At 63.7% G+C, this 25,954-nt stretch carries 29 protein-coding genes; 10 read left to right on the top strand and 19 right to left on the bottom strand.

All coding sequences use genetic code 11. The annotated features are described in order from the left end of the window. Positions 1-3 precede the first annotated feature (3 nt). The 5 genes from PQR08_RS34980 to PQR08_RS34960 all read right to left on the bottom strand — a co-directional run bounded on the left by PQR08_RS34980 (position 4) and on the right by PQR08_RS34960 (position 4,530). Positions 4-315 carry a cupin domain-containing protein gene (locus PQR08_RS34980; protein ID WP_035509420.1) on the bottom strand — a complete coding sequence of 104 codons (312 nt, stop codon included), beginning with the start codon at positions 313-315 and terminating at the stop codon, positions 4-6. Positions 316-325: 10 nt separating this feature from the next. Next, positions 326-1,615: an MFS transporter gene (locus PQR08_RS34975; protein ID WP_408163915.1), complete on the bottom strand. Its 1,290-nt coding sequence runs from the start codon at positions 1,613-1,615 to the stop codon at positions 326-328. A gap of 198 nt (positions 1,616-1,813) precedes the next feature. Beyond that, positions 1,814-2,131: a high-potential iron-sulfur protein gene (locus tag PQR08_RS34970; RefSeq protein ID WP_035509424.1), complete on the bottom strand. Its 318-nt coding sequence runs from the start codon at positions 2,129-2,131 to the stop codon at positions 1,814-1,816. Between the two features lie 134 nt (positions 2,132-2,265). After that, positions 2,266-3,366 carry an NAD(P)/FAD-dependent oxidoreductase gene (locus PQR08_RS34965; protein ID WP_187606590.1) on the bottom strand — a complete coding sequence of 367 codons (1,101 nt, stop codon included), beginning with the start codon at positions 3,364-3,366 and terminating at the stop codon, positions 2,266-2,268. A 186-nt stretch (positions 3,367-3,552) separates the two neighbouring features. After that, positions 3,553-4,530: an AAA family ATPase gene (locus PQR08_RS34960; protein WP_035509429.1), complete on the bottom strand. Its 978-nt coding sequence runs from the start codon at positions 4,528-4,530 to the stop codon at positions 3,553-3,555. A 327-nt stretch (positions 4,531-4,857) separates the two neighbouring features. On the opposite strand from PQR08_RS34960, the gene PQR08_RS34955 reads away from it, so the two are divergent. Then, a complete protein-coding gene (locus tag PQR08_RS34955; protein WP_238295122.1) occupies positions 4,858-5,379 on the top strand; it encodes a hypothetical protein in 522 nt (173 codons plus the stop codon). A gap of 50 nt (positions 5,380-5,429) precedes the next feature. Continuing rightward, complete coding sequence (locus PQR08_RS34950) at positions 5,430-6,236, top strand: endonuclease/exonuclease/phosphatase family protein (RefSeq protein WP_238217997.1); 807 nt, start codon at positions 5,430-5,432, stop codon at positions 6,234-6,236. Positions 6,237-6,244: 8 nt separating this feature from the next. Here PQR08_RS34950 and PQR08_RS34945 read toward each other — a convergent pair whose 3' ends face one another. Then, entirely contained in the window at positions 6,245-6,646 is a 402-nt protein-coding gene (locus PQR08_RS34945; protein ID WP_309881634.1) for a response regulator, read from the bottom strand. A 183-nt stretch (positions 6,647-6,829) separates the two neighbouring features. On the opposite strand from PQR08_RS34945, the gene PQR08_RS34940 reads away from it, so the two are divergent. Beyond that, entirely contained in the window at positions 6,830-7,426 is a 597-nt protein-coding gene (locus PQR08_RS34940) for an alpha-ketoglutarate-dependent dioxygenase AlkB family protein (protein WP_408163914.1), read from the top strand. A gap of 6 nt (positions 7,427-7,432) precedes the next feature. Here PQR08_RS34940 and PQR08_RS34935 read toward each other — a convergent pair whose 3' ends face one another. Then, positions 7,433-7,831 carry a RidA family protein gene (locus PQR08_RS34935; protein ID WP_187606586.1) on the bottom strand — a complete coding sequence of 133 codons (399 nt, stop codon included), beginning with the start codon at positions 7,829-7,831 and terminating at the stop codon, positions 7,433-7,435. A 110-nt stretch (positions 7,832-7,941) separates the two neighbouring features. Here PQR08_RS34935 and PQR08_RS34930 point away from each other — a divergent pair, with 110 nt between their 5' ends. Beyond that, the gene (locus PQR08_RS34930; protein WP_238217994.1) at positions 7,942-8,436 is read left to right on the top strand and encodes an MgtC/SapB family protein; all 495 of its coding nucleotides are present in this window, start codon (positions 7,942-7,944) and stop codon (positions 8,434-8,436) included. Here the strand turns inward: PQR08_RS34930 and PQR08_RS34925 are convergent. The 3 genes from PQR08_RS34925 to arsC form a co-directional block, all read right to left on the bottom strand. Continuing rightward, positions 8,433-9,605: a GGDEF domain-containing protein gene (locus PQR08_RS34925; RefSeq protein ID WP_408163911.1), complete on the bottom strand. Its 1,173-nt coding sequence runs from the start codon at positions 9,603-9,605 to the stop codon at positions 8,433-8,435. The two genes, PQR08_RS34930 and PQR08_RS34925, sit on opposite strands and share 4 nt — an antisense overlap. Before the next feature lie 221 nt (positions 9,606-9,826). After that, a complete protein-coding gene (locus PQR08_RS34920) occupies positions 9,827-10,108 on the bottom strand; it encodes a hypothetical protein (protein ID WP_187606583.1) in 282 nt (93 codons plus the stop codon). A 125-nt stretch (positions 10,109-10,233) separates the two neighbouring features. After that, positions 10,234-10,656 (bottom strand): arsenate reductase (glutaredoxin), encoded by a 423-nt coding sequence (gene arsC / locus PQR08_RS34915; protein ID WP_238217992.1) that lies wholly within the window; start codon positions 10,654-10,656, stop codon positions 10,234-10,236. Positions 10,657-11,120: 464 nt separating this feature from the next. Here arsC and PQR08_RS34910 point away from each other — a divergent pair, with 464 nt between their 5' ends. The 3 genes from PQR08_RS34910 (at position 11,121) to PQR08_RS34900 (ending at position 12,621) form a co-directional block, all read left to right on the top strand. Then, complete coding sequence (locus PQR08_RS34910; protein WP_238217991.1) at positions 11,121-11,426, top strand: hypothetical protein; 306 nt, start codon at positions 11,121-11,123, stop codon at positions 11,424-11,426. Positions 11,427-11,530: 104 nt separating this feature from the next. Continuing rightward, positions 11,531-11,797 carry a cupin domain-containing protein gene (locus tag PQR08_RS34905; RefSeq protein WP_408163909.1) on the top strand — a complete coding sequence of 89 codons (267 nt, stop codon included), beginning with the start codon at positions 11,531-11,533 and terminating at the stop codon, positions 11,795-11,797. An 8-nt stretch (positions 11,798-11,805) separates the two neighbouring features. After that, complete coding sequence (locus PQR08_RS34900) at positions 11,806-12,621, top strand: DUF72 domain-containing protein (RefSeq protein WP_408163907.1); 816 nt, start codon at positions 11,806-11,808, stop codon at positions 12,619-12,621. Between the two features lie 7 nt (positions 12,622-12,628). On the opposite strand, the gene gudD is transcribed toward PQR08_RS34900, so the two are convergent. The 4 genes from gudD to garL all read right to left on the bottom strand — a co-directional run bounded on the left by gudD (position 12,629) and on the right by garL (position 17,454). Next, on the bottom strand, positions 12,629-13,969 hold the full coding sequence (gudD, locus tag PQR08_RS34895) for a glucarate dehydratase (RefSeq protein ID WP_035509459.1): 1,341 nt from the start codon (positions 13,967-13,969) through the stop codon (positions 12,629-12,631). 31 nt (positions 13,970-14,000) lie between these two features. Then, positions 14,001-15,248: an MFS transporter gene (locus PQR08_RS34890; RefSeq protein ID WP_408163937.1), complete on the bottom strand. Its 1,248-nt coding sequence runs from the start codon at positions 15,246-15,248 to the stop codon at positions 14,001-14,003. 466 nt (positions 15,249-15,714) lie between these two features. Continuing rightward, positions 15,715-16,623 (bottom strand): 2-hydroxy-3-oxopropionate reductase, encoded by a 909-nt coding sequence (locus PQR08_RS34885; protein WP_273591801.1) that lies wholly within the window; start codon positions 16,621-16,623, stop codon positions 15,715-15,717. A 45-nt stretch (positions 16,624-16,668) separates the two neighbouring features. Further along, a complete protein-coding gene (gene garL / locus PQR08_RS34880) occupies positions 16,669-17,454 on the bottom strand; it encodes a 2-dehydro-3-deoxyglucarate aldolase (protein ID WP_238217987.1) in 786 nt (261 codons plus the stop codon). 380 nt (positions 17,455-17,834) lie between these two features. On the opposite strand from garL, the gene PQR08_RS34875 reads away from it, so the two are divergent. After that, positions 17,835-18,536: a FadR/GntR family transcriptional regulator gene (locus PQR08_RS34875; protein WP_408163904.1), complete on the top strand. Its 702-nt coding sequence runs from the start codon at positions 17,835-17,837 to the stop codon at positions 18,534-18,536. Positions 18,537-18,905: 369 nt separating this feature from the next. On the opposite strand, the gene glmS is transcribed toward PQR08_RS34875, so the two are convergent. The 5 genes from glmS to PQR08_RS34850 form a co-directional block, all read right to left on the bottom strand. Next, positions 18,906-20,723, bottom strand: a complete 1,818-nt coding sequence (gene glmS / locus PQR08_RS34870) for a glutamine--fructose-6-phosphate transaminase (isomerizing) (RefSeq protein WP_408163902.1) — start codon at positions 20,721-20,723, stop codon at positions 18,906-18,908. 82 nt (positions 20,724-20,805) lie between these two features. After that, entirely contained in the window at positions 20,806-22,167 is a 1,362-nt protein-coding gene (gene glmU, locus PQR08_RS34865) for a bifunctional UDP-N-acetylglucosamine diphosphorylase/glucosamine-1-phosphate N-acetyltransferase GlmU (protein WP_408163901.1), read from the bottom strand. 97 nt (positions 22,168-22,264) lie between these two features. After that, entirely contained in the window at positions 22,265-23,224 is a 960-nt protein-coding gene (gene ttcA, locus PQR08_RS34860) for a tRNA 2-thiocytidine(32) synthetase TtcA (protein WP_250482726.1), read from the bottom strand. Continuing rightward, positions 23,221-23,622 carry a dihydroneopterin aldolase gene (locus PQR08_RS34855; protein WP_250482727.1) on the bottom strand — a complete coding sequence of 134 codons (402 nt, stop codon included), beginning with the start codon at positions 23,620-23,622 and terminating at the stop codon, positions 23,221-23,223. The genes ttcA and PQR08_RS34855 overlap by 4 nt, the downstream gene beginning before the upstream one ends. A 28-nt stretch (positions 23,623-23,650) precedes the next feature. Then, positions 23,651-24,493 (bottom strand): SDR family oxidoreductase, encoded by an 843-nt coding sequence (locus PQR08_RS34850; protein ID WP_408163898.1) that lies wholly within the window; start codon positions 24,491-24,493, stop codon positions 23,651-23,653. Positions 24,494-24,506: 13 nt separating this feature from the next. Here PQR08_RS34850 and PQR08_RS34845 point away from each other — a divergent pair, with 13 nt between their 5' ends. Both PQR08_RS34845 and PQR08_RS34840 read left to right on the top strand, forming a co-directional pair. Next, positions 24,507-25,712, top strand: coding sequence for a class I SAM-dependent methyltransferase (locus PQR08_RS34845; RefSeq protein ID WP_408163897.1), 1,206 nt, complete (start codon positions 24,507-24,509; stop codon positions 25,710-25,712). A 10-nt stretch (positions 25,713-25,722) separates the two neighbouring features. Further along, positions 25,723-25,917, top strand: coding sequence for a DUF2905 domain-containing protein (locus tag PQR08_RS34840; protein WP_238217980.1), 195 nt, complete (start codon positions 25,723-25,725; stop codon positions 25,915-25,917). Positions 25,918-25,954 lie beyond the last annotated feature (37 nt).

The raw sequence follows: 25,954 nt of genomic DNA, 5'->3' as shown, positions 1-25,954 counted from the left end.
GCCTCACACGCTCCCTTCCTTCTCGATCACCAGAATCCGCGCTTCGCCGACCGGTTCGGCGAAATGCTCATCGCCGGCTTGCGCGTGAAAGATGTCGCCCGCGCGCAGCGTCAGAACGCGCTCGCCTTCGCCGCCGCGCACGTGCATCCGCACTTCGCCCTGCATCACGGCGAACACTTCCTCACCGTCGTTCACGTGCCATTTGTACGGCTTGTCCGTCCAGTGCAGACGGCATGACGTGCCGTTCATCACGCAGATATCGAGCGCGCCCCAAGCGCGGTCGGCCGTAAATTTGCCACTTTCGATGACTTTCATTTGATGTCGCCTAGCGGGTGAAATCGCGCGCTTCATCGACGTCCGCGTGACGCGTCGCCGGAATGCACGCCACCGCGATCAACGAGAGCACGATCCCGCCCATCACGTAAAAGGTGGGCGCGAGTTGCGATCCCGTGACGCGAATGAGCCACGTCACGATGAACTGTCCGAAGCCGCCGAAGATCATGACCGCGATGTTGTACGCGAGTGAGAGCCCCGTCGAGCGCACGTGCGCTGGAAACAGCTCGGCGATGAGCGCGCCGAACGGCCCATAGTAGCCCGAGAGCGCGATCGACAGCACGGCCTGCACGATGACGAGCCGCATCACGCTCGGCTCCGCCGCGAGCCACGCGAAGAGCGGATAGATCACGATGAGCGCGATCGCGAGCGACCACAGCGAAAGCCCTTTGCGTCCGATGCGATCCGACCACGCGCCCGCGACCGGCGAAAGCACCGTCAAGAGCAGATTGCCGACGATCAACGCCGTGAACGACTGCCCGAACGGCAGCTTCAGTTGCTTGACGGCGAAGGTCGGCAGATAGGCGATCAGCACATACACGGTCACCGTCAGCGCGATCACCGAGCCGAGCCCGCACAGCACTTCGCGGCCATGCGTGCTGAACACTTCGCCGAGCGTGGCGCGGCGCGCGGTCTTCTTCGCGTGCAGGAACGCTTCGGTATCGGCCATGTTCCGGCGGATATACAAACCGATCGGCCCGATCACGAGACCGAAGATGAAGGGCACGCGCCAACCCCAGGCATCGAGCGCTTCGGGCGAAAGACCGCGCGAGATCGCCGCACCGACGATTGCGCCCAACAGCAGCGAAGCGGCCTGGCTCGCCATCTGGAAACTGCCGTAGAAGCCTCGCTTCGAGAACGGCGCCGCTTCGATCAGCAGCGCGGTCGAACTGCCGAACTCGCCGCCCGCGGAGAATCCCTGCAACAGCCGCGCGAACACGATGACGATCGGCGCGCCGATGCCGATCGCCGAATACGGCGGCGCTATCGCGAGCAGCAGGATGCCCAGCGTCATGAGCCCGATCACGAGCGTAAGCGCCGCCTTGCGCCCCGCGCGATCGGCATAGAGACCGAGAACGATGCCGCCGACCGGCCGCATCACGAACGCGACGCCGAAGGTCGCGGTGGTCAGAAGAATCGACGCGTATTCGCTGTCGCTCGGAAAGAACAAGCGGGCGATGACGACCGTCATGAAACCGAATACGGTGAAGTCGTACCACTCCAGCGCGTTGCCGATGACCGCCGCCGTCACGGCGCGCGCGTTCAGTCGTCTTCCTGGCATGCGATCCCCTGTGTGTGCATCGATCGGCGTTAGGTCTGTCCGCGCTCTGTTCGCGTCAATCTAAAGATGCGCACGCGCGGCTCTTTTTGCCTTGGCGAGTGTAAAGACGGTTTTTATCGCGATCAAGCGAATTGCGAACGAAGAAAAGCGCGCCGGGCCTTTCGGCCGGGCGCGCTTTTCGTGCGATGTCCTTTGCGCTTATGCCTTCTTCACATACGCGCTGCACCAGCCCTTCGATGCGACCTGCTTGTTGCTGAACATCGGGCACGGCGCGAAGGCGTCCGTCGGCTTGCCCTGATAGAACTGACAGTTGCCGCAGTCCTGCCCGGCGGCGTACTTCGCGAACTTGGCCTTGTCGACCTTGCTCGCGTCTTCCTTGTAGCCGAGTGCCTGCGCGGTGGGATCGCTCTCGGCGACTTTCGGCGCGTCGGCGGCGAAGGCTGCCCGGGAGCCGAGCGCGAACGTCGAGGCGACGCCTGCGCTGGTGATGAGAAACGCGCGACGTGATGTCTTCATGGTGACTCGCTCCATGTTGTATTGGGGGAATAGCGCCGTTCTTGGGCGACGGCGAAATCCGAGCATAACAACCTGCGAGCGACGCGACGACGCCAAATGTTAGAGATAAGGGACGGCGGAAAGTCGCATGTAAGCTAGCGCGCCATGTCCGCCACGCGCTCGGCGATCGCGAGCGATGCGGTCAATCCCGGCGATTCGATGCCGAACAGGTTCACGAGCCCCGGCACGCCGTGCGCCGACTTGCCCTGAATCACGAAATCCGCCGCGGCCTGACCCGGACCTGAGAGCTTCGGCCGGATGCCCGCGTAGGCGGGCTGCAATGCGTCGTCGGGCAGACCGGGCCAGTACGCGCGAATCGCGGCGTAGAAGGAATCGGCGCGGCGCGGATCGACATCGTAATTGAGCGCCTGCACCCATTCGACGTCCGGGCCGAACTTCGCCTGCCCGCCGAGATCGATCGTGAGATGCACGCCGAGGCCCGCTTCGTTGGGCATCGGATAAATCAGCCGCTCGAACGGCGCGCGTCCGCTCACGCTGAAGTAATTGCCCTTGGCGAAGTAGAGCGGCGGCACGTGGCGGTCGTCGAGGCCGCGAATACTGCGCGCGATCGCGTTCGCATGCAGTCCCGCGCTGTTGATCAGATACGACGCCCGGAAACGCGCGGGCGACTCGCCGCCCGTCTCGACGATGAAGCAGCCCTCGCGCGCATCGATGGAAGCGACCGGCGTATGGAACACGATGTTCGCGCCGTGATTCTCCGCCTGACCCTGTAGCGCGAGCATGTACTGATGACTGTCGACGATACCTGTCAGCGGCGACCACACCGCCTCGACGCATTGCAGTTGCGGCTCCATCTCCGCCGCCTGCGCCCCGCTGATGCGTTCCAGCCCCTTGACGCGATTCTCGATGCCCTTCTGCTGCAGCGCCGCCAGTTGCGGCACCTGATTGCGCGCGGTGGCGACGAGCAGCTTGCCGCATTGCCGGTGCGGCACGCCGTGCTCACGGCAGAACTCGTAGAGCATGTCGCGCCCGCGCAGGCACAACTCGGCCTTCTGCGATCCGCGCGGATAGTAGATGCCCGCGTGAATCACCTCGCTGTTGCGCGAACTCGTACCGATGCCGATGCCCTCGCCCGATTCCAGCACGATGACTTCGCGTCCGCGCATTGCCAGGGCGCGAGCGATCGCCAGTCCGACGACGCCCGCTCCGATTACTACGCACTCGATCCGATCCATGTCTTTTTTCCGCCGCAGATACACCCCAACTATTTTACGTTCGGGACTATTGCGGAATACACAACAAACGCACATCGATCCTACCGCTTTCCGGTGTAATTCAGAAAAAGGCAAGAATCTGGCCGCCAGATGTCAAAAATGACAGGTTTTGGCGGCCTTTTTGGCAAATTCGCGATCGAAGGTTTTTTAGAAACCGATCGCTTTCTTGCGCGAATTGCGGTCGAGCTGGATGTCGCGCGCCTCGATGTGATGCCTTTGGTCGATACGCGCGTTGCCGAACGCGTTGAGAATCGCGCGCCGGATGCCGCGCGGCGACGCCTGCGCGAGCGCATCGAGCGGCGCATCGCCGAGCGTTTCCGGGAAGCGCGCGCCCCAAGCGTGGGCATTGCGGATTTCGGCGTAAATCGACTGCGCAATGCGTCGCGCGCCGTCGCGATCCGGCGGCGGAATCTCGTAGACGTTCATGCGGTTCATGAGCGGCTCGGGAATCGCGCGCGCGTCGTTGGCCGTGGCGATCCACACGACATTGCCCGCGTTGATCGGCACTTCGGCGAATTCATCGATGAAAGTCTGCGCCGTGTCGTGTTCGAGCAGCGCGTAGAGCGCGCCGAGCGGATCGTATTGCGCGTCGCCGGTGGCCTTGTCGATTTCATCGACGGTGATCACGGGATTCGCATAGCTGCCGTTGACGAGCGCGTCGAAGACCTTGCCGGGCTTGGCATTGCGCCACTGCGACGACGCGCCCGACAGAATCCAGCCCGCCGTGAGCGAGCTCATCGCCACGTAATGACTGGACGTGCCGAGCAACCGCGCGAGCTGCTTCGCGAAATGCGTCTTACCGATGCCCGGCTCGCCGAGCAGCAGCATCGGCATGAGTTCGAGGCGATCCTCGGTTTCGAGGCACAGCGCGATCTGCTTGCGGATATCGGCGAGCGGCTCTTCGAAATTCGGCAGATCGGCGGCGAGATCGTCGACGGACGGCATGCGGTTCGGCTTCACGCAAAAGCGCAGATTGCCCACCTTGAGCATCTTTTCGTAGGTAGCGCGCAAGGCGTCGCTCGCGCCTTCGGACAGATCGTTGAGCGCGGATTCCACATCGTCGAGACTGTAGACCTTGCTGAACGACGCCACCGCCAGTTCCTGTTTGACCACGGCTGTCGTCATGTCACACCCCGTCATTTTTTATGGTCGACGAGTCCAGTGTATCGACGCCAAAACCGCGTGCAAGCGAGCAGTCGCACACGTGTGCTGCTAATCCGGACGCCCGTTTTCCCCGATAAAGCCACGATCGGCGCGCGCTAGTATCATCGTCGGGATCGAGACAGTGAGCGGGTTCGAAATCTGCTCTGCCCTCAGACGTGTATTTCAGCGGGCGGCTGAACCCGGCCCGCACCGTCATGTCACAAGGAAGTCGCCGAGGATCGCCGATCCGGCGGGCGCTATTCGAAGCGCGCCGCCATCCGAACAGTCCGCGCGCAGGAGTCGCTTTCAATGCATAAAACGATACGCACCGCTCTTTTGAATACCGCGCTCGTGACGCTCGCGTGTTTCGCCACGCTCGGCGCGTATGCGCAAACGACGGCATCGCAGCCGGTGACGTGGGAATTGCAGGTCGTGCGCGACGGCCAACAGATCGACTCGTTTTCCGGCACGACGAACGTCGGCCAGGCGCGCACGGATACGCATCACAACAAGGTGCAGAACCGCGTCGGCTGCGCGGATCAGCCCGCGGGCGATATCGACCTGCAACGCACGATCACCGTTTCGCCGACGCACGCCAGCGCCGACGACGTCACGCTCGCCATCGACGCGCAGGAAACCTTGCAGGAGGACAGCACGCGTGTGACGTCCTCCGGTTGCAAGCTGCCGCCGGTGCCGCGTCAGGTGAGCGGTTCGCATCCGGGCCTCGTGCTCAAGCCGGGCGAATGGGGGCAATGGCAGATCATCGACAGCAACCCGTCGCTCGCCTATCGGGTGCGCGCGAGCCTGGGTTCATCGACGGCGGCGCAATGACAACCGCGGTGACATAGCCTTCAAAGGCCGCCGCTCAAGACAAAGAACGCATGCGAAACCCAGAACATCTTCCGCCAGGTCCGTCCACTCGTTCGGCCACGCCGGATTTCACGGCGGTGAGCTGGAATCTGCACAAGGGACGATCGCCCCTCGGCCTGCGCGCGTGGACCGCGATGCAGCGGTGGGTTCAGACCACCAACGCGGACGTCTATTTTCTTCAGGAAGCGATGGCGCGGCGCATGCCGCAGCCCATGCTCGCAAGCGGCTTCGGCAAGCCGCTCAATGCGCCGCTCGACGATGTCTGGCATTGCCAGGCGACCGAGATCGCTACCGCGCTCGAATTGCAGATCGCGCTCGGCCCGAACGTGTTCAAGCCATCGTGGCGGCACGGCAACGCGATTCTTTCGCCGCATCCGCTCGATCTTTCCGGGCGCTGGGACATCTCGGCGCACCGCTTCGAAAAGCGCGGGTTGCTGGTCGCACGCGCGACGTTCGCCGGGCAGTCGATCACGCTGCTGTGCGCGCATCTCGCGCTGACGCGTCAGGCGCGGCTGCGTCAAATGAACTGGATCGCGCACTGGATCGCGAAGGAAGCGCCGGAAGGTCCGCTCGTGCTCGCGGGCGATTTCAACGACTGGCGCAACGACTCCGTGCCGCTCTTCGGCGAGCTTGGCATGCACGAAGTCGCGACGATGCTCGGCGAATCGGGCCGCACGTTTCCGGCGTTTTCGCCCGCGCTCGCGCTCGACAAGATGTTCGTGCGCGGCCTGAAGCCGGTCGAATGGCTCATCCCGACGCAGGACACGGCGTGGCTCTCGGATCACCTGCCGTATATGGCGCGGCTGCGCGTGGAATAGAAAAGCGCTTACGCTCGCGGTCGGGCGAGCAGCGCTTCCAGATCGGTGACGTCGACAGGCTTCGTCAGATGATGATCGAAGCCCGCGTCGAGCGCGCTCTGACGGTCGGCTTCGCTGCCCCAGCCGGTCAACGCGAGCAGCAACACACTTCTGGTCGCCTCGCGCTTTCTCATTTCGCGCGCGACATCGAAGCCGCTCATGCCCGGCAAGCCGATATCGAGCACGACCACATCCGGTTTGAAATCGTCGATCGATGCGAGCGCGCGCGGGCCGTCATGCTCGGTGCGCACTTCGTGGCCGAGCGCTTCGAGCAGCATCGACATGGCAAGCGCCGCGTCGTCGCTGTCGTCGACGAGCAGAATGCGGCGGCCCGGCGCCGCGCCGCCGCTTGCTTCGGCGGTGATGTTCATGTGATTCCCCGTGAGTCGTCGCCGCGCGAAAACCGGTGTTCCGGCCCTCGCCCGACTTTTTTGAGATGGTTTCGGGAAATGTAGCACAGCGTGTTTGCGTGCCGGAAAATGAGCCAGCAATCACGGTGCGCGACGGCTCTGCTATCGTGAATGCTTCATCCGCTGCCGTCCCGCAACACAGCCATGTTCGATCTCTTCGACGACATTCCCACGCCCGACATCGTGTGGCATCCGGACTGGATCGATGCCGACGAAGGCTCCGATCTGATGGGCGCGCTGATCGCGGAAGTCGGCTGGCAGCAGGACACGATGACGACGCCCGGCGGCCGCGTGCCGCTGCCGCGCCTGACGGCGTGGCAAGGCGAGCCGGACGCGGTCTATGTCTATTCGGGCATCCGCAACGTGCCGCAGCCGTGGACGCCCGCCGTCGCGCTTCTGCGCGAGCGCGCCGAAACCGCGTGCGGTGCGCGCTTCAACAGCGTGCTGCTGAACCGCTACCGCGGCGGCCTCGACAGCATGGGCTGGCACGCCGACAAGGAACGCGAACTCGGCCCGGAACCGGTGATCGCATCGGTGAGTCTGGGCGCGACGCGCACTTTCGAATTCCGTCACGCGCGCACGCATGCCACGCACACGCTGGCGCTCACGCACGGCAGCCTGCTCGTGATGCGCGGACGCACGCAGCAGGAATGGGTGCATCGCGTGCCGAAGGAGCCGGGCGCGCGCGGCGAACGCATCAATCTCACCTTCCGCTGGGTCGATGCGTCGAAGCGCAAGTGAAGCCGCCTACGGACGTTTGGCGACGAAATCGATCTCGACGAGCGCATCGCGCGCAAGCCCCGTCACGCCGATGCACGTGCGCGCCGGCAGCGGCTTCGGCAGAAAGTACGAGCGATACACGGCGTTCATCGCGTCGTAATCGCGCTTGAATTCGGTCAGGAAGATGCGCACGCTGACCACGTTGTCGAGCGTCAGCCCCACGCCGTTCAGCACGAGACTCAGGTTGTCCATCACGCGACGCGTCTGCGCCGCGACGCCTTCGGGCAGCGGCGCGGCATCGTCGTTCGGATCGGTCGGCATCTGGCCGGTGAGGAACACCCAGCCGTCCGCTTCGGCCGCATGCGAGAAAGGGCCGACGGGCGTCGGCGCGGCATCGACCATCGTGAATTTGGGCAGTTGGCTCACTTCGTCTCCTCGCTTTTTGCTTTCGCATCGTCCACGTTAGCGCGCCAAAATTGCGCGCGTGTTTCCGCCCGTGCGAAGATGATGCGGCTTACGGTTACCTTCTCGCACCGATGCTTCCCTACCCTCTTCTCGTCGACGCCGTGTTGCGCATGCTGAGCGCGATGCTGATCGGCTGCATCATCGGCATCGACCGCGATCTGCACGGCAAGCCGACCGGCATGAAGACGCTCGGGCTCGTGTCGCTCGGTGCGTGCATCGCGACGATGTGCGCGCAAGGTTTCTCGATGACGCCCTCCGACGACACGGGCGTCTCCCGCGCCGTGCAGGGCATCGTGACCGGCGTCGGCTTTCTCGGCGCGGGCGTGATCCTGCAGAATCCGCGCGAGAACCGCGTGCGCGGGCTGACCACGGCGGCGTCGATCTGGGTGACGGCGGCCGTCGGCATCGTGTGCGGGCTGGGCGTGTGGAGCGTCGCGTTCATCGCGATGATCCTGATGATCGCGCTGATGACGATCGGGCGCGTCGTCGAGAAGCGTCTTCTGCGACGCTGGATGAGCAAGCCGGAAGACGAGCGCCAGAAGTACGGCGACGTCGAAGAGGTTTAAGCGAGCGCGTCCGCGACGGGCGCCTTCACGCGATTGCGGCCCGCGACCTTCGCGGCATAGAGCAGGCCGTCGGCGCGCGCCATCAGCGACGCGAGCGGCTCGCGCCCGTCCCACGCCGCGATGCCCGCGCTGAAGGTGTAATGCAGCACGCCGCCGGGTACGTCGCAGGGCGTCGCCTCGACCGTCTTGCGCAGACGCTCGACGAGCGCGGTGACATCCTCGATACGCTCCGCCGTGCAGAACAGGCAAAACTCCTCGCCGCCGATGCGCCCGAACGCATCGTCATCGCGAATGCGCGCTCGCACGATCGACGCGAAATGGCGCAGCACTTCGTCGCCCGCCGCGTGACCGTAGCGGTCGTTGACGCTCTTGAAATGATCGACATCGACGACGGCGACATACTCGCGGCCGCGCTTCTGTCCGGCGCGCGCGAGACGCTCGGCCGCCGTGGCCAGAAATGCTTTTCTCGACAGCGCGCCGGTGAGATCGTCGAAGCGCGCGAGCCGTTCGAGCCGCTGCGCGAGCCGGTCGTGCGCCATCATCACGAGGCCGATGCACAGCGACGGCAACACCAGAATGCCGAGCGCGAGAAACGTGATCTGCATCGGCCCGGGCTGCAGCAGCGCGGCCTGCGCGGGCGGATTCACGGCGTAGATCGCGCCGCGCACCGTGTGGCCGAACGCGCCGAGCGCGGCCGCGCCGACGACGAACAAATAGTTGTAGCGCGGCCGGTCTTTCGGGCGCGCCAGCAGCACGCGGCCGGCGATCGCGAGACAGCAGGCGGCATGAAACGCCGACACGATCACCACGCGCACGTGCACATCCGGCACGACATAGGTGAAGTACGCGATGCCCGCCATCACGCCGAGCCACATGATCCAGCCGGTCCAGCGCTGGGCGTGACGCATGCGCACCTCGAAGAAATCGTTGCAGCCTTCGTAGATGAGCAGGATCGTCGCGGCGAGCAACTGGTTCGCCACGACGATGCCGAGCCACGCGGGCGCGACGTTCTGCGCGGCGAAGAGCACGAGCGAACCGATTGCGAGCACATTCGCGAGAAGCCAGCGCCGCACGCCCGCGATCGCATGCGAGAGCAGCGAAATCAGCACCAGTATCGAGAGGATGCTCGATAGCGCGGTGACGACGAGGATGCTGACGGGACTGAACATCGCTGAAAGTGACGGGATATCGCTCGTGCTGAAGGAAGACGGCGTTTCGCGCAAAGGGATCGCGGCGAAAGAAGCACGAGTATCCGATATCGCTCACGTATTTACGGCACGATCGGGCGCACCTTGAACGGTCCGGCGTGCGGCATGCGGTCGCGCATCGAACGCAAAAACGCGGCGCAGCCTTTCGGCCCGCCGCGTTCGATTACGCGATTTCACGCGTTTTACCACCCGTGACGGTCGCGCCAGCGCTCCTCGCGGCGCATCTCGTGATGCCAGCGGCGCTCGCGCCATTCGTGACGGCGCCATTCGCGCTCGCGCCAGTCATCGCGACGGTAGCCGTAACCATCGCCATATCCGTAATAGCCGACCGGCACCGCGGGCTGCGCGTACACCGGCACGCCGACGCCCACCGCGACATCGACATGTGCATTCGCCGATGCCGACATTGCCAGTGCCACGATCCCCGCCAGCCCGATAGCCGTTCCAAGAAGTTTCTTCTTCATGTCGCTTTCTCCTTGCACCGAGTGCTCTGTGAGTCAGTGCAGTCTAAAAAGCGATGCCGGATACAGGTGCAACGGGTTTGCCAGAAAGGTAACGTCAGGTAACGGTCAGCCAGAGCGAATGTGCTTTACCGCACGCGCTTGCCGGATGCATCGATGACGACTTCGCCGTCCTCTTTCGTGAACGGTCCTTTCTGCGCCTCGGGCAGGATGTCGAGCACGAGCTCCGACGGACGGCACAGCCGCGCGCCCTTCGGCGTTTCGACGAACGGCCGGTTGATGAGGATCGGATGCGCGAGCATCGCGTCGATGAGCTGATCGTCGGTGAGGCTCGGATCGTCGAGGCCGAGTTCGGCATACGGCGTGCCCTTCTCGCGCAACGCTTCGCGCACGGAAAGCCCCGCGCGGGCGATCAGCGCGACGAGCGATTCGCGGCTCGGCGGATGCGTCAGGTACTCGATCACCGTCGGCTCGATTCCCGCGTTGCGGATCAGTTCGAGCGTGTTGCGCGAGGTTCCACACTTCGGATTGTGGTAGATGGTGACGGTCATTGTCGCGATGTCCCTGCGTTCGTGAGTAAGCGTGATGCACGGCTCGCATTCTAGAACCGAAGCCGCGATGACGCGACCGACAGCCTCATGTCACGCGCGCGACCGTGTCGGGGATGCAAGATCAATTGTGCTGTTCATTCGGACATCCACGGCCTATAACGAAGTGTGCAGCGCGGCATGCGTCTTCTGCGGACCTGCGGGTCCCCTTTCGCCGGCAAGCGCACCGGCGCTCCGTCTGCATAGCATCGGCGAGATGCCGTGCGTGAATCGCACATCAAAAAGTTCGGGAACCGGCCACGGCAAACGCAGCCTCGCCGTGAACCGGCGCCGATGACCGTCCGGCCCGCGCGCCACGCATGGCACATGCAGCACACGTGGCACGTTCCGTGCGGTCCAACGTTCCGAATCAGCGAAAAGCGTTACGCGTCAATCACGCGAGCGCGCCTTCCGATCAAGGAGTCGACATGAAATCTCGTATCGCCATGGCGGTGCTCGCCGCCTCGTTACTCGCTACTGCCGGCATCGCTTCGGCCCAGCAGACCTACTATCGCACCGCACAGGTCCCAGGACAGGCCACCGCCGATACCTGGACCGATCCCGGCGCGCCTCAGCAAAGCGCGATGCAACAGGACCAATCGACCGACATGTCGTACGGCGGCGCGCCGATGACACGCGGCGCGGCGGGCGCCACGACGATGAACACGATGGACAGCGCAGCATCCAAACCCTGCACGCGCGGGCCGCAGTGCAACATCTTCTTCGGCAACTGAGCGCGCAACGAAGCCAGTTCAACTGCGTTAGCATGAGTGCGTGACCCGGCGCGTCCGTTCGAAACGAGCGGGCGCGCATTCCCTTTTCCTACGGAACGGCCATCATGCACCGCGACGAATTTCTCGCACTTCTTGCCAGCGAAGGCTTTCGCGAAGTCGTCACCGTGACGCGCGAGCCGAACGGTTCGATGGACGCTCATGCGCATCCGTTCGAAGCCAAGGCGCTGATTCTCGAAGGCGATCTCACCATCCGCATCGGCGCCGACGCGAACACGTATCGCCCGGGCGACATCTTCCATCTCGCGACGAACATCGAGCACTCGGAGCAGTACGGTCCCGAGGGCGTCAGCTATCTCGTCGGCCGCAAATAAGCGCATTCATGGCTACATCGAAGAGCAAGACCGCGCGTATCCGCGTGGGCATCGGCGGATGGACGTTCGAGCCGTGGCGCGGCACGTTTTATCCCGAAGGCCTCGCGCAAAAGCGCGAACTCGAACACGCGAGCCGCGCGCTCACGAGCATCGAGGTGAACGGCACGTTCTACGGGTCGCAAAAACCCGCGACGTTCATCAAATGGCGCGACGAAACACCCGACGATTTCGTGTTCTCGCTCAAGGCGCCGCGCTACGCGACGAATCGCCGTGTGCTCGCCGAAGCCGGCGACACGATCGAGCGTTTTTTCGGCAGCGGCGTGCTCGAACTGAAGGACAAGCTCGGCCCGATCAACTGGCAATTCGCGACGACCAAGAAGTTCGATCCCGACGATTTCGAGCGCTTTCTGGAACTGCTGCCCGCGAAAGCCGAGGGGCGCGCGATTCGTCACGCGATCGAAGTCCGGCACGAGAGTTTTTGCGATCCGGCGTTTATCGCTCTCGCGCGAAAGTATCGCGTCGCGGTGGTGATCGCGGGGGATTCGAAGTATCCGCAAATCGCGGACGTGACCGCGCCTTTCGTCTATGCGCGCATCATGGGCACGACGGAAAAGCAGGCGAAGGGCTATGCGAAAGCGGCGCTCGATGGATGGACCGAGCGCGCGAAAACGTGGGCCGCAGGCGGCTCGCCGGACGACTTGCAGACCTTCGGCAAGCCCGCGCCGAAAGCGGCGTCCCGCGATGTGTTTCTCTACGTCATCAGCGGCTTCAAGGAGCGCAATCCCGCCGCGGCGATCGCGCTCATCGACCGGTTGAAGAAATAGGCGCGCCTCAGCGCACGAGGCAAGGCTTCTTGTTGTCGAACTTCCAGTTCGGGATCAGATACTGCATCGCGACGCCGTCATCGCGCGCGCCGAGGCCGTGCTGCTGATAGAGCGCGTGCGCCTTCTCCACTTCGTCCATATCCAGCTCGACGCCCAGACCCGGCACTTCCGGCACCTTCACCTTGCCGCCGACGATCTGCAGCGGATCGCGCGTCAGACGCTGGCCGTCCTGCCAGATCCAGTGCGTATCGATCGCCGTGATCTTGCCGGGCGCGGCAGCGGCGACGTGCGTGAACATCGCGAGCGACACGTCGAAGTGATTGTTCGAGTGCGAGCCCCACGTGAGGCCCCAGTCGTTGCACATCTGCGCGACGCGCACCGAGCCTTGCATCGTCCAGAAATGCGGATCGGCGAGCGGAATGTCGACCGATTGCAACTGGATCGCGTGGCCCATCTGACGCCAGTCGGTCGCGATCATGTTGGTCGCCGTCGGCAGGCCGGTCGCGCGGCGGAACTCGGCCATCACTTCGCGGCCCGAATAGCCGTTTTCCGCGCCGCACGGATCTTCCGCGTAGGCCAGCACGTCGTGTTTGTCGCGGCACAGGCGGATCGCTTCGGCGAGCGACCATGCGCCGTTCGGATCGAGCGTCACGCGCGCTTCGGGGAAACGCTCGGCGAGCGCGGTGGCCGCTTCCATTTCCGCGTCGCCGGCGAGCACGCCGCCTTTCAGCTTGAAGTCGTTGAAACCGTAGCGCGCCTTCGCCGCTTCCGCGAGACGCACGACCGCTTCCGGCGTCAGCGCGACTTCGGTGCGCAGGCGCTCCCAGTCGTCGCGGCCATCCGCGCCGGACGCGTATTGCAGATCCGTCTTGTTGCGATCGCCGATATAGAACAGATAGCCGAGCATTTCAACTTCATCGCGCTGCTGACCTTCGCCGAGCAGCGCCGCGACAGGCACGCCCAGATGCTGGCCGAGCAAATCGAGCAGCGCGGCTTCGAGCGCCGTGACCGCGTGAATGGTCGTGCGCAGATCGAAGGTTTGCAGGCCGCGGCCGCCCGCGTCGCGATCGGCGAACGCCTTGCGCACCTGGTTGAGCACGGCCTGCATGTTGCCGATCGACTGGCCGACCACGTAGGCGCGCGCATCGTCGATCGTCTTGCGGATATTTTCGCCGCCCGGCACTTCACCGACGCCCGTGTTACCTGCGCTGTCCTTCAGGATCACGATGTTGCGCGTGAAGAACGGGCCGTGCGCGCCGGAGAGATTCATGAGCATGCTGTCGCGGCCAGCAACGGGCACGACGCGCAGTTCAGTGACTTTCGGAGTGGAATTGGCTTTCGTGGACATGAGCGTGATCCTGTGAGTTGAGCGAGTGATGTCAGTGCGCGCCGCGATGGATCGCGTGCCCGTCCTGCGAGTGGTCGGAGCGGCGATTGCGCGTGAGGAAGGCTGCGGCAGCCGCGATCAGCGACGCGAATCCGAGCGCGTACAAGCCGCCCGACACCGAACCCGTATGTTGTTGAAGATAGCCGAAAGTCGCGGGAGCGAAGAAGCCGCCGAGATTGCCCACCGAGTTGATGAGAGCGATCACGCCGGCCGCGACGCGCGCATCGAGGTAGCCCTGCGGAATCGGCCAGAACAGCGACGCCGCCGCCTTGAAGCCGATCGCCGAGAAGCAGATCGCGACGAACGAGAGCACCGCGTTGCCCGTCGTCGATGCGAACAGGCCGCACGCCGCGATCACGAGCGCCACGGCGAGCCACGCCTGCTGGAAGCGCCAGCGCGCGGAGAGCAGCGCGAAGCAGTACATCGCGACCATCGCGATCATCCACGGCACCGCGTTGAACAGGCCGACCTGGAAGTCGGTGAGGCCGCCCATCTTGCGGATGATCGTCGGCAGCCAGAAGGTCGCCGCGTAGATCGTTAGCTGGATCGCGAAGTACAGGAAGCAGAACAGCACGATCTGCGGATCTTTCAGCAGTCTGATCGCGGAGACGTGCGCGCTGCCGCTCGCGGCTTCGCGCTCGGCTTGTTCCGTCGTGATCGCGTGTTGCAGTCCGCGTTGTTCGCCGGAGGTCAGCCAGTGCGCATCGCTGATGCGCGATTTCAGCAGCATCCAGCTTGCGCCGCACAGCAAGACGGAGAAGCCGCCTTCGATCAGGAACATCCACTGCCAGCCGTGCAGGCCGAAACCGCTGATCGACAGCAGACTGCCGGTAATCGGACCCGACAGCACCGATGCGAACGCCGAGCCGCCGAGGAAAATGGCGACCGCCTTGCCGCGCTCCTTCTGCGGCAGCCATTGCGTGAAGTAGTAGACGACGCCCGGAAAGAAGCCCGCTTCCGCGATGCCCAGCAGAAAGCGCAGCACGTAGAACGACGTGTCGTTCCAGACGAAGGCCATCGCCGCCGCGACGATGCCCCACGTCCCCATGATCCGCGTGAGCCACGCACGCGCGCCGTACTTCTGCATCAGCACGTTCGACGGCACTTCGAAAAGCGCATAACCGACGAAGAACAAGCCGCTGCCGAGACCGTACGCCGCCGCGCCGATGCCGAGATCGGCCTGCATGTGCGAGTTCACGAAACCGACGTTCACGCGATCGATGTAGTTCGCGATGAACATGATGAGGAACAAGGGCAACACGTGGCGTTTGACCTTGGAGCTGGCCGATTCGAGCAGGTCGGCGGTTGGTGCGGCAAGAGGTGGATTCAAAACGTCTCCCGGGCCAATGATGTGGTACGTCGTCTGATGACATTCTATGACTACCCGCCGCGCCTGCCAATTGCGCGTTTACCCGTTTCCTATTTCGCCTTTATTGGCGGGCTTTTACGGTTGAACACTTGTTATGAAGCCCGTCGTGCGGAGATTCGACTTAAGAGGTCTGATGACTAGTAGTGCGTAACCGTGGGGCCAGAGTTCCGACTGCTATGAACGCAAAAAGGCGCACGCGGACATCGATCTCGCGTGGGCGTAAGGAGCGTTACGGGAAAAGTTTGACGGCTTCGCGATCGGGCATTTCGCGCCAATCGGGAAGCGTTGATACGATGCTGCCGGCGCAGGGCCGGCAGCACCAAAGTTGCGGAAGAGCTTACTTCGCTTTCTGGCCGATCTCGTGATTGGCCATGATTTCGAGCGCGCGCACCATGCCCGAGTGATCCCACGCCTTGCCGCCGTGCGCCGCGCACGCGTTGAAAAGCTGCATGCAGTTCGACGTGTTCGGCAGCGCGACGCCGAGCGCCTGAGCGGTCGCGAGCGCCAGATTCAAGTCCTTCTGATGCAGCTCGATGCGAAAGCCCGGATTGAAGGTGCGCTTCGTCATGCGCTCGCCGTGCACTTCGAGAATGCGCGACGACGCGAACCCGCCCATCAGCGCGGTGCGAACCTTTTCGGCATCGACGCCCGCTTTCGACGCGAGCAGCAATGCCTCGCCGACCGCCTCGATGGTCGCCGCGACGATCACCTGATTCGCGACCTTGCAGACCTGCCCCGCGCCGACTTCGCCGATCAGGGAGATGTTCTTGCCCATCATGTCGAAGAGCGGCTTGACCTTGTCGAAGGTAGCCTGCGCGCCGCCGACCATGATCGTGAGCGACGCGGCCTTCGCGCCGACTTCGCCGCCGGACACGGGCGCATCGAGATAATCGGCGCCCTTCTCGCGCACTTTCGCGGCGAACTCGCGCGTGGCGATCGGCGAAATCGAGCTCATGTCGACGACGATCTGACCGCTCTTCAGCTTGCTCGCGACGCCGTTCTCGCCGAACAGCACGCGCTCGACGTCCGGCGTGTCCGGCACCATCACGAAGATCACATCCGCCTTCTCGGCGACGGCGGCGGGCGAATCGCATGCCGTGGCGCCCGCGCCGGTGAGATCGGCGCTCACGCCGCTACGCGTGAATGCCGCGAGCTGGACGCCGTTCTTGAGAAGATTGGCCGCCATGGGATTGCCCATGATGCCCAGTCCGATGAAGCCTGCCTTTTGCATGTATCGCTCCTTGATGTCGATTTTCGGTGTCGGTCCGGTCGAGGATAGCGCTTACCGCGCTCACGCCGGGATGAAGTGTTTCCTGACGGCCTGTGCCGCGTTCCTGAGCATGCCGAGGTCCGCGCACACGGCGACGAGCGTGCAGCCCATCGCGAGATAGCGCTCGGCGTCCTCCTGCACGGGCGCGAGGATGCCGCTCGGCTTGCCCGCCGCGTGCGCGCGCTCGAACACGTGTGCGATGGCCGCCTGCACGTCCGGATGGTTTGCGTTACCGAGGTGACCATACGCCGCCGCGAGATCCGACGGGCCGACGAACAGCGCATCGACGCCTTCGACCGCGATGATCTCGTCGATTGCTTCGACCGCCGCGCGGCTTTCGATCTGCACCGCAACGCTGATGTTGTCGTTCGCCACCTGGAAGTAGTTCGAAACCGTGCCGTAGCGATTGCCGCGATGCCCAACCGACACGCCGCGGATGCCCAGAGGAGGATAACGCGTCGCGGCGACGGCGCGCTCGGCCTGCGCGGCGTTGTCGACGAACGGGATCAGGAAATTCACGAAGCCCGCGTCGAGCAGCTTCTTGATCGCGATCGGATCGTTCGCCTGCGGGCGCACGACGGGCGCGCTCGGGCTGTCCTTCAGCGCCATCAACTGCGGGATGAGCGTGAGCGCGTCATTCGGCGCGTGCTCGGCGTCGAGCAGCATCCAGTCGAAACCGACCACGCCGACGAGCTCGGTGACGATCGGGCTCGCAAGCGACATCCAGCAGCCGATCAGCTTCTTGCGTTCGCGTAGCGACGTTCGGAATGAGTTGGGCAGCGGTTGATACGGTGACGAAGACGGCATGATGCCTCCCTGTGAAGACGGCGATCTGATTGGAAAGCGGCGCGTCCGAGAGCGTTATGTCATCAGACGTCTTAACACAGAGTACCGCTATTTTCAGGTTACACGACAGCGGCGTTAACCCTTATTTCCTTGTATTTCAGGCACTTTGCCGAGGGTTTCCATTCTTCTACTTATACGATGTCTTATTTCTAGGATGAATCATCGTTTGCAGATGGCCGAATTGACGGGAACGTCCGCTGGCGGGAAGATGTGTTGTCGGACATCCGTAAGCGCCGTCGCGCCTTGCCAGCCCGAGCTTTTATCCTAGGCGAAGCGAAGACGTCCGACAACGAAGCAGCATCGACCTTCACAGAATCACACTCAGACAGCAGTGAATACCCATGGCCAGTCTCACCGGAAAAGTCGTCGCAAGTTTGTTCGAGGATATCGAACGCGGTGTCCTCCGTCCCGGCGACAAGATCCCGACCGAAGTCGCGCTGATGAAACAGTTATCGGTCAGCCGTTCGGTCGTGCGCGAAGCGGTATCGCGCCTGCAGGCGGCGAATGTGGTCGAAACGCGTCATGGCGTCGGCACGTTCATTCGGGCGCCCGAGGATCGCGAAGCGGTGCGTTTGCCGGACGCGGATCTGTCCAGCCTTCTCGACATCATGGCGATCATCGAATTTCGCATCGACCTGGAAGGCGCGGCCGCTGCGCTCGCCGCCCGACGTCGCACGGATGCGCATCTGAAGCTGATTGCCTCGGCGCTCAAACGTTTCGAGGAACAACTGGCGAGCGGAAGCACGGATGTGCTGGAGCACGACGTCGAGTTTCACTTGCAGATCGCGCGGGCGAGCGGCAATCGCTATTTTTATGATGTACTGAGTCAGATGGGACGCGGCGTCAGTCCGCGGACGAGACTCGGTAAAGCGGAGATTGCGGAGCTGGATCAGATCGAGCGCTTGCGCAACGTGCTCGGCGAGCACAAGGCGATCTATCAGGCGATCCTGCGTCAGGATCCGGAAGATGCGCGTGCCGCCATGCGCATGCATTTGAGCAACAGCCGGGAGCGGTTGAGACAGGTGCATTCGGCGGCGGCTTGAGCGCTGCGGTTTTGAGCAATGCAGACACGTTCCTTAAGTAAACAAAAGAGTTCGTATGTATACGTGGTAGTAGTTAACAAGGGCATCGCGAATCGGTGGATAACTTCCGATGCGCGTTTTACATCAGATGTTTACCGAATCAAGAAGTCCGGTATTGCGTATCCGGTTTCGGATTGAACTTTGGACAACTTTCGCGCCGCGGCGGTAGGCGGCGAGTTGTTCAGAAATGGCCAACAGTTAACGCGGTGAGGTGCCAACAAGGTTGTCCACAGGCGCGCTTTCGTGTCGATGTTTTCGTGCGCCGTCGAATCAAATAAAAAGCGCCTCCGAAGAGGCGCTTTTCTCAAGCGTCAGACTAGCCGCAGCCCTTCACTCGACCGTAACCGACTTCGCCAAATTCCGCGGCTTATCAACATCCGTCCCACGCGCACAAGCCGTGTGATACGCCAGCAACTGCAGCGGCACCACATGCAGAATCGGCGACAGCGCCCCATAGTGCTCCGGCATGCGGATCACATGGATACCGTCCTCGCTGACGATGCGCGTATCCGCATCCGCGAACACGTAAAGCTCACCGCCGCGCGCACGCACTTCCTGCATGTTCGACTTCAGCTTTTCGAGCAGCGTGTCGTTCGGTGCGACCGTCACAACCGGCATCGCTTCAGTGACGAGCGCGAGCGGCCCGTGCTTCAGTTCACCCGCCGGATACGCTTCCGCGTGGATGTACGAGATTTCCTTCAGCTTCAATGCGCCTTCGAGCGCGATCGGATAGTGCAGCCCGCGACCGAGGAACAACGCATTCTCCTTGCGCGCGAATTCCTCCGACCACGCGATGATCTGCGGCTCCAGCGCGAGCACGCTGTTCAGCGCCGCCGGCAAGTGCCGCAGTTGCGTGAAATACGCCGCTTCCTGCTTCGCGTTCACATGACCGCGCATCTTCGCGAGCGTCACCGCGAGCACGAACAATCCGACGAGCTGCGTCGTGAATGCCTTCGTCGATGCCACGCCGATCTCCGTGCCCGCGTGCGTCAGGAACGCGAACTCGGTCTGGCGCACCATCGCACTCGTCGCGACGTTGCACACGGCGAGCGTGTGCTTGTGGCCGAGCGACTGCGCGTGCTTGAGCGCGGCGAGCGTGTCGGCAGTTTCGCCCGATTGCGAGATCGTGACGACCAGCGCCTTCGGATTCGGCACCGACTCGCGATAGCGATACTCGCTCGCGATCTCGACCTGCGTCGGAATCTTGGCGATCGATTCGAGCCAGTACTTCGCCGTCAGACCCGAGTAGTAGCTCGTGCCGCACGCGAGGATCAGCAGGCTGTCGACGCCCGCGAACGCGTCGCGCGCGCCTTCGCCGAAGAGGCTCGGATCGAACTGATCGGCTTGCGGGATCGTGTCGGTGATCGCGCGCGGCTGCTCGAAGATTTCCTTCTGCATAAAGTGGCGATACGGCCCGAGTTCCACCGCGCCGCCATACGCCGTCACCACGCGCACTTCGCGCTCGGCGGGCACGCCTTCACGATCGACGATCTTCACGCCGTCGAGCCCGATCTCCACGACATCGCCTTCTTCCAGGAACGCGAAGCGATCCGTGCTGCCGGCGAGCGCGAGCGCATCCGACGCGAGGAAGTTCTCGCCTTCGCCCACACCGACGACGAGCGGCGAACCCTGGCGCGCGCCCACGACCGTGTGCGGCTGATTCCGGTGCATCACGGCGATCGCATACGCGCCGTGCAGTTGCTTCACGGCCTCGCGCACGGTCTGGAACAGGTCGCCGCGATACATGCTGTGAATCAGATGCGCGATGACTTCCGTATCCGTCTGCGATACGAACTCGTAGCCCTTGCCCCTGAGCATCTCGCGCAGCGACTCGTAGTTCTCGATGATGCCGTTGTGCACGAGCGCGACGGTATCGCGCGAGAAGATCGGGTGCGCGTTGTCGGTGACGGGTGCGCCGTGCGTCGCCCAGCGCGTGTGGGCGATGCCCGTCATGCCGCCGAGATTCGTATCGCGCACTTGCGCGTCGAGATCGGACACACGCGCGACGCTGCGCGCGCGGCGCGGCTCGCCGTTGCTCAGAACGGCCACGCCGCACGAGTCGTAGCCGCGATACTCGAGGCGGCGTAGACCTTCAACCAGCACCGAGACGATGTTACGTTGCGCTACCGCGCCGACAATTCCGCACATGGACGTTCATCCTTTGAAACTTGCATTCGAAAGCGCGGTGCTTAAGGCGCCGCGCGCGTTGGGCTGAGTCTTCTCGACAGCCTTACGACTTCTTCTTCACCGGGCGCTTGTAGCCCGCCTTGCTCACCTGCGTCTTCTCGTTCAAGACCAGCTCGCCTTCACCGACATCCTTCCACACCGTCGTGCCCGCCGCGATCGTCACGCCGCGGCCCACGCGCACCGGCGCGACCAGTTGCGTATCCGAGCCGACGAACACGTCGTCGTCGATTACCGTGCGATGCTTGTTCGCGCCGTCGTAATTGCACGTGATGGTGCCCGCGCCGATGTTCACGCGCGCACCGATATCCGAATCGCCGATGTAGCTGAGATGGTTCGCCTTAGAGCCGTGCCCGAGCACCGCGTTCTTCACCTCGACGAAATTGCCGACGTGCGCTTCGTCAGCGAGCTTCGCGCCCGGACGCAGCCGCGCATACGGCCCGAGCACGACGTTCGCGCCGGTCGTGCCGCCTTCGATATGCGTGTACGCATCCACACGCGTGCCCGCGCCGATCACGGCATCGCGGAGCACGCAGTTCGGGCCGATCGTCACGTTGTCCGCAAGCGTCACGCGCCCTTCGAACACGCAGTTCACGTCGATCGACACATCCGCGCCGCATTCGAGCGTGCCGCGCACGTCGATGCGCGCCGGGTCCATCAGCGTCACGCCCGCGTCGAGCAGCGCATTCGCCACGTTGCGCTGATGGATGCGCTCCAGTTCCGCGAGCTGAATCTTGCTGTTCACGCCGAGCGTTTCCCATTCGGCGTCCGGTTGCGCAGTGACGACTTCGACGCCCGCGTCGATCGCGCGCTCGACCACGTCCGTCAGATAGAACTCGCCCTGCGCGTTGTTGTTCTTCAGCGACGCGAGCCACGTTTCGAGCGTGCGCGTCGGCGTGATCACGATGCCCGTGTTGATTTCCGCGATGCGCCGCTCTTCCTCGCTCGCATCCTTCTGCTCGACGATCTTTTTCACCTTCCCGGCCGCGTCGCGCACGATGCGCCCGTAGCCGGTCGGATCGTTCACGCTCACCGTCAGGACGCCGTAGCGCTCTGCGCCCGCGGCATCGATCAGGCGCTTGAGCGTGCTTGCGCGCGTGAGCGGCACGTCGCCGTACAGCACGAGCGTCGGCACCGACGGATCGAGCAGCGGCAGCGCCTGCTGCACGGCATGTCCCGTGCCGAGTTGCCGGTCCTGCAGCGCGAACTGCACGTCCGGCGCGCCGACGGCTTCGCGAACTTTATCGGCGCCGTGCCCGACGACGACGACGAGACGCGTCGGCGACAGCGTCCGGGCCGTGTCGATGACGTGCGCGAGCAAGGGCTTGCCCGCCAATGAATGGAGCACTTTCGGCAGGGCGGAGCGCATGCGCTTGCCCATGCCGGCAGCCAGAATCACGATGTTCATTGCAGGAAGCCTTACTGGGTATGACGAGCCGCCAATATATCACCCGGCTCTTTGGCGCAATGCGGCGAAACCCACGCTGCGCCTTATCGGATAAAGGTTACAGGTCGTCGAACTGCACAATTGAAACCGCGCCGGCCGATCCTGACGGTTCGCTTGCACACGGTTCCTCGTCGAACGCGATATCGCCCTGAGGATCCGCCTCGCCCGTCGCGCGCAGTCCCGCGAACGGGAAAAGTTTGCTGTCCATCAGATGCGACGGCACCACGTTCGACAGCGCGTTGAACATATTGTCCACGCGCCCCGGAAAACGCTTGTCCCATTCGCGCACGAGCGCCTTCATTTCCGCGCGCTTCAGGTTCGGCTGGCTGCCGCACAGATTGCACGGGATGATCGGGAATTCGCGCAGTTCTGCGTACTTCTCCAGATCCACTTCCTTCACGTAGGCGAGCGGACGGATCACGACGTTCTTGCCGTCGTCGGATTGCAGCTTGGGCGGCATGCCTTTGAGCTTGCCGCCGTAGAACATGTTGAGCAGGAGCGTCTGCAGGATGTCGTCGCGATGATGGCCGAGCGCGATCTTGGTCGCGCCGAGCTCGCCCGCCACGCGATACAGAATGCCGCGGCGCAGGCGCGAGCAGAGCGAACATGTGGTCTTGCCTTCCGGCACGAGACGCTTGACGATGCTGTACGTGTCCTGATTCTCGATGTGGAACGGAATATCGAGCTTGCTCAGGTATTCCGGCAGAACGTGCTCCGGAAAGCCCGGCTGCTTCTGATCGAGATTGACGGCGACGATCTCGAAGTTGATGGGCGCGCGCTCGCGAAGGCGCATCAGGATTTCGAGCATCGCGTAGCTGTCCTTGCCGCCCGACAGGCACACCATCACCTTGTCGCCTTCCTCGATCATGTTGAAGTCGCCGATTGCCTCGCCGACCTGCCGCACGATGCGCTTGTAGAGCTTGTTGTTCTCGTACGCTTCCTTCTGCTGGCGCTTCGTCAGCGCCTCGCGCGCGGGCTTCTGGGCCTCGGCGACTTCGATCGTGTCACGCGCGTTCATGCTCGTTCCTCTTTGATGCGGAAGACTTCGACGCCCACCGCGTCGCAGTCGGGATAGACGTCGGGCTTTTCCGTCGATACGGCCACCGCGCGCACGTCCGGATGCGCGAGCAAGGCGGCGGCGACGTCGTCGCAGAGCGTCTCCTGCAAATGGATGTGGCCCTGCTTCACGCGCGCGGCGATGGTCGAGCGCATGAAGTCGTAATCGACGACTTCGGACAATTTGTCCGCGACGGGCGTCGACAGCGCGAGCGGCACATACAGCTCGACGTTGATCACGACGCGTTGCTCGCCGCGCTTCTCGAAGTCATGCACACCGATGTTGATGCGCACTTCGTAGTTGCGCAGAAAAAGCCGCCGGCAATCGGTCAGCCGGGGATGCGAAAGTGCGGCAAGCATGTGAGTTCCAATATTCAATAAGCGCGTTTCAAGGCGTACGTGAGCCGAACATGTACATCACGTCGCGCGGGCTCGGCACGAGATGCTGGCCGCCATCGACGACGAGCGTCGTGCCGGTCACGCCGTGCGCGTTCGCGAGATAGCACGCGGCCTGCGCCACATCTTCAACCGTCGATGCGCGATTCAGCGGCGTCACGCGATGCGCCACCTCGAACGACGCGGGCGTCTGCCCGGTGGAAATGAGCGTGAGGCCCGGCGCGAGGCCGACGACGCGCAGCTTCGGCCCGAGCGCCTGCGCGAGCGCGACGGTGGCGTTTTCGAGCGCCGCCTTCGTCAGCGTGTACGACAGGTAATCAGGGTTCATGTTGTACAGCTTCTGGTCCAGCACGTTGATGACAACGCCGCGTTGCGCGTCGTCACCGGCTGCGGCATCGGGCGTGATCTCGTGCAGCATGCGCGCGAGCGTCAACGGCGCGGCGACATTGACGGCGGTCATCTCCAGCAGTTTTGCGTAGCCGAAGTCGATGGCCGTGTCTTCGTCGAAACGCGACGCGCAGTTCACGACGCAGTTCAGCCCGCCGAACGCCTCGACGCACGCGGGCACGAGCCGCGCGACTTCGGCCTCGATGCCCAGATCCGCCTTCAGCGCGACCGCGCGCCGCCCGAGCGCCGCGATATCCGCGACGGTTTCCCGCGCTTCATGCTCCGATCCGCCGTAGTGCACGGCCACGTCCCAGCCCTGTCGCGCGAATTCCAGCGCGACGCCGCGCCCGATGCGCTTTGCCGCGCCGGTCACGAGCACGGCGCGGGAACGCGGCACGGAACCGGAAGACGGTGAGTTGGCGGAAGAAAACGGCGTGGAAGCGCTCATTTACAATACTGGGATGAATCCGAATGCCAGACAAACCGATAGTTTACCTGCTCCGGGCGCCGACGCGCTCGCGCAATCCGAAGCGCTGACCGACCTGCTGCGCGGACGCATCGCCGCGGCGGGCGGCTGGCTGCCGTTCGACCGCTATATGGACCTCGCGCTGTACGCGCCCGGTCTGGGCTATTACAGCGGCGGCGCGATGAAATTCGGCCGCCGCGCGGAAGACGGCAGCGACTTCGTCACCGCGCCGGAACTGTCCCCCCTTTTTGCGACGACGCTCGCGCGGCCGGTCGCGCAGGCGTTGCAGCAGAGCGGCACGCGGCAACTGATGGAATTTGGCGCGGGCACCGGCAAGCTCGCGGCGGGTTTGCTGACCGCGCTCGCCGATCTCGACGTGCCGTTCGACAGTTACGCGATCGTCGATCTGTCCGGCGAGTTGCGCGCGCGCCAACGCGAGACCATCGAAAAGCAGGCACCTGCGCTCGCCGCTAAGGTGACATGGCTCGACGCGCTGCCCGACGCGTTCGAAGGCGTCGTGATCGGCAATGAAGTGCTCGATGCGATGCCCGTGCGCCTCGTGGTGCGCAAGCTCGGCGCGTGGCACGAGCGCGGCGTTGTCGTGCTGAACGATCGCCTGGCCTTCGACGACCGGCCGATCGCGCCGGATGCGCAGGTCGAACTGATCGATGCCGCCATCGACGAAGCCAACGACGAGCCGTTCGCCGAGTACGTCACCGAGACGCACGAGGCCGCGCTCGCGTTCACGAAGACGGTCTGCAGGATGCTCACGCGCGGCGCGGCGTTTTTCATCGACTATGGATTTCCGCGGCGCGAGTTCTACCACGCGCAGCGCGCGACGGGCACGCTGATGTGCCACTACCGGCATCGGGCGCACGCGGACCCGTTTCTGTATCCCGGTTTGCAGGACATCACGGCGCACGTGGAGTTTACGGGCATCGCGGAGGCCGGCATCGAGACGGGCGCCGATCTGCTCGGCTTCACGTCGCAGGCGCGTTTCCTGATGAACGCCGGTATCACCGATGTGCTTGCGGACCTCGATCCCGCCGACGTGAAGCGCTTTCTACCCGCGGCGAATGCGGTGCAGAAGCTGCTGTCGGAAGCGGAGATGGGCGAGTTGTTCAAGGTGATCGCGTTTTCTCGCGGCATTCCCGGTACGCTCGACGCGTTCGCGACGGGCGATCGTTCTCACACGCTATGAGTGCGCGATCATGATCCGCTGGCTGCTCACGACGTTTATCGCGCTTGCGATTCTTTCCGGCTCGCTGCCGTGGCTGAAGAAGATCGGCATCGGGCGGTTGCCGGGGGATTTCACGTTGCGGATCTTTGGGCGTGAGTATTCGTTTCCGTTTATGTCGACGTTGGTGTTGTCGGTTTTGTTGTCGTTGATTGCGCGGGCGATTTGAGGGTTTTTTGGTTTTCGTTGGATCCCGTTTTCGTGTC

Origin of the sequence: Caballeronia jiangsuensis (genome assembly GCF_046030135.1) — a bacterium.
Lineage (GTDB): Bacteria > Pseudomonadota > Gammaproteobacteria > Burkholderiales > Burkholderiaceae > Caballeronia > Caballeronia jiangsuensis.
This window is presented reverse-complemented; position numbering and strand designations above follow the sequence as displayed.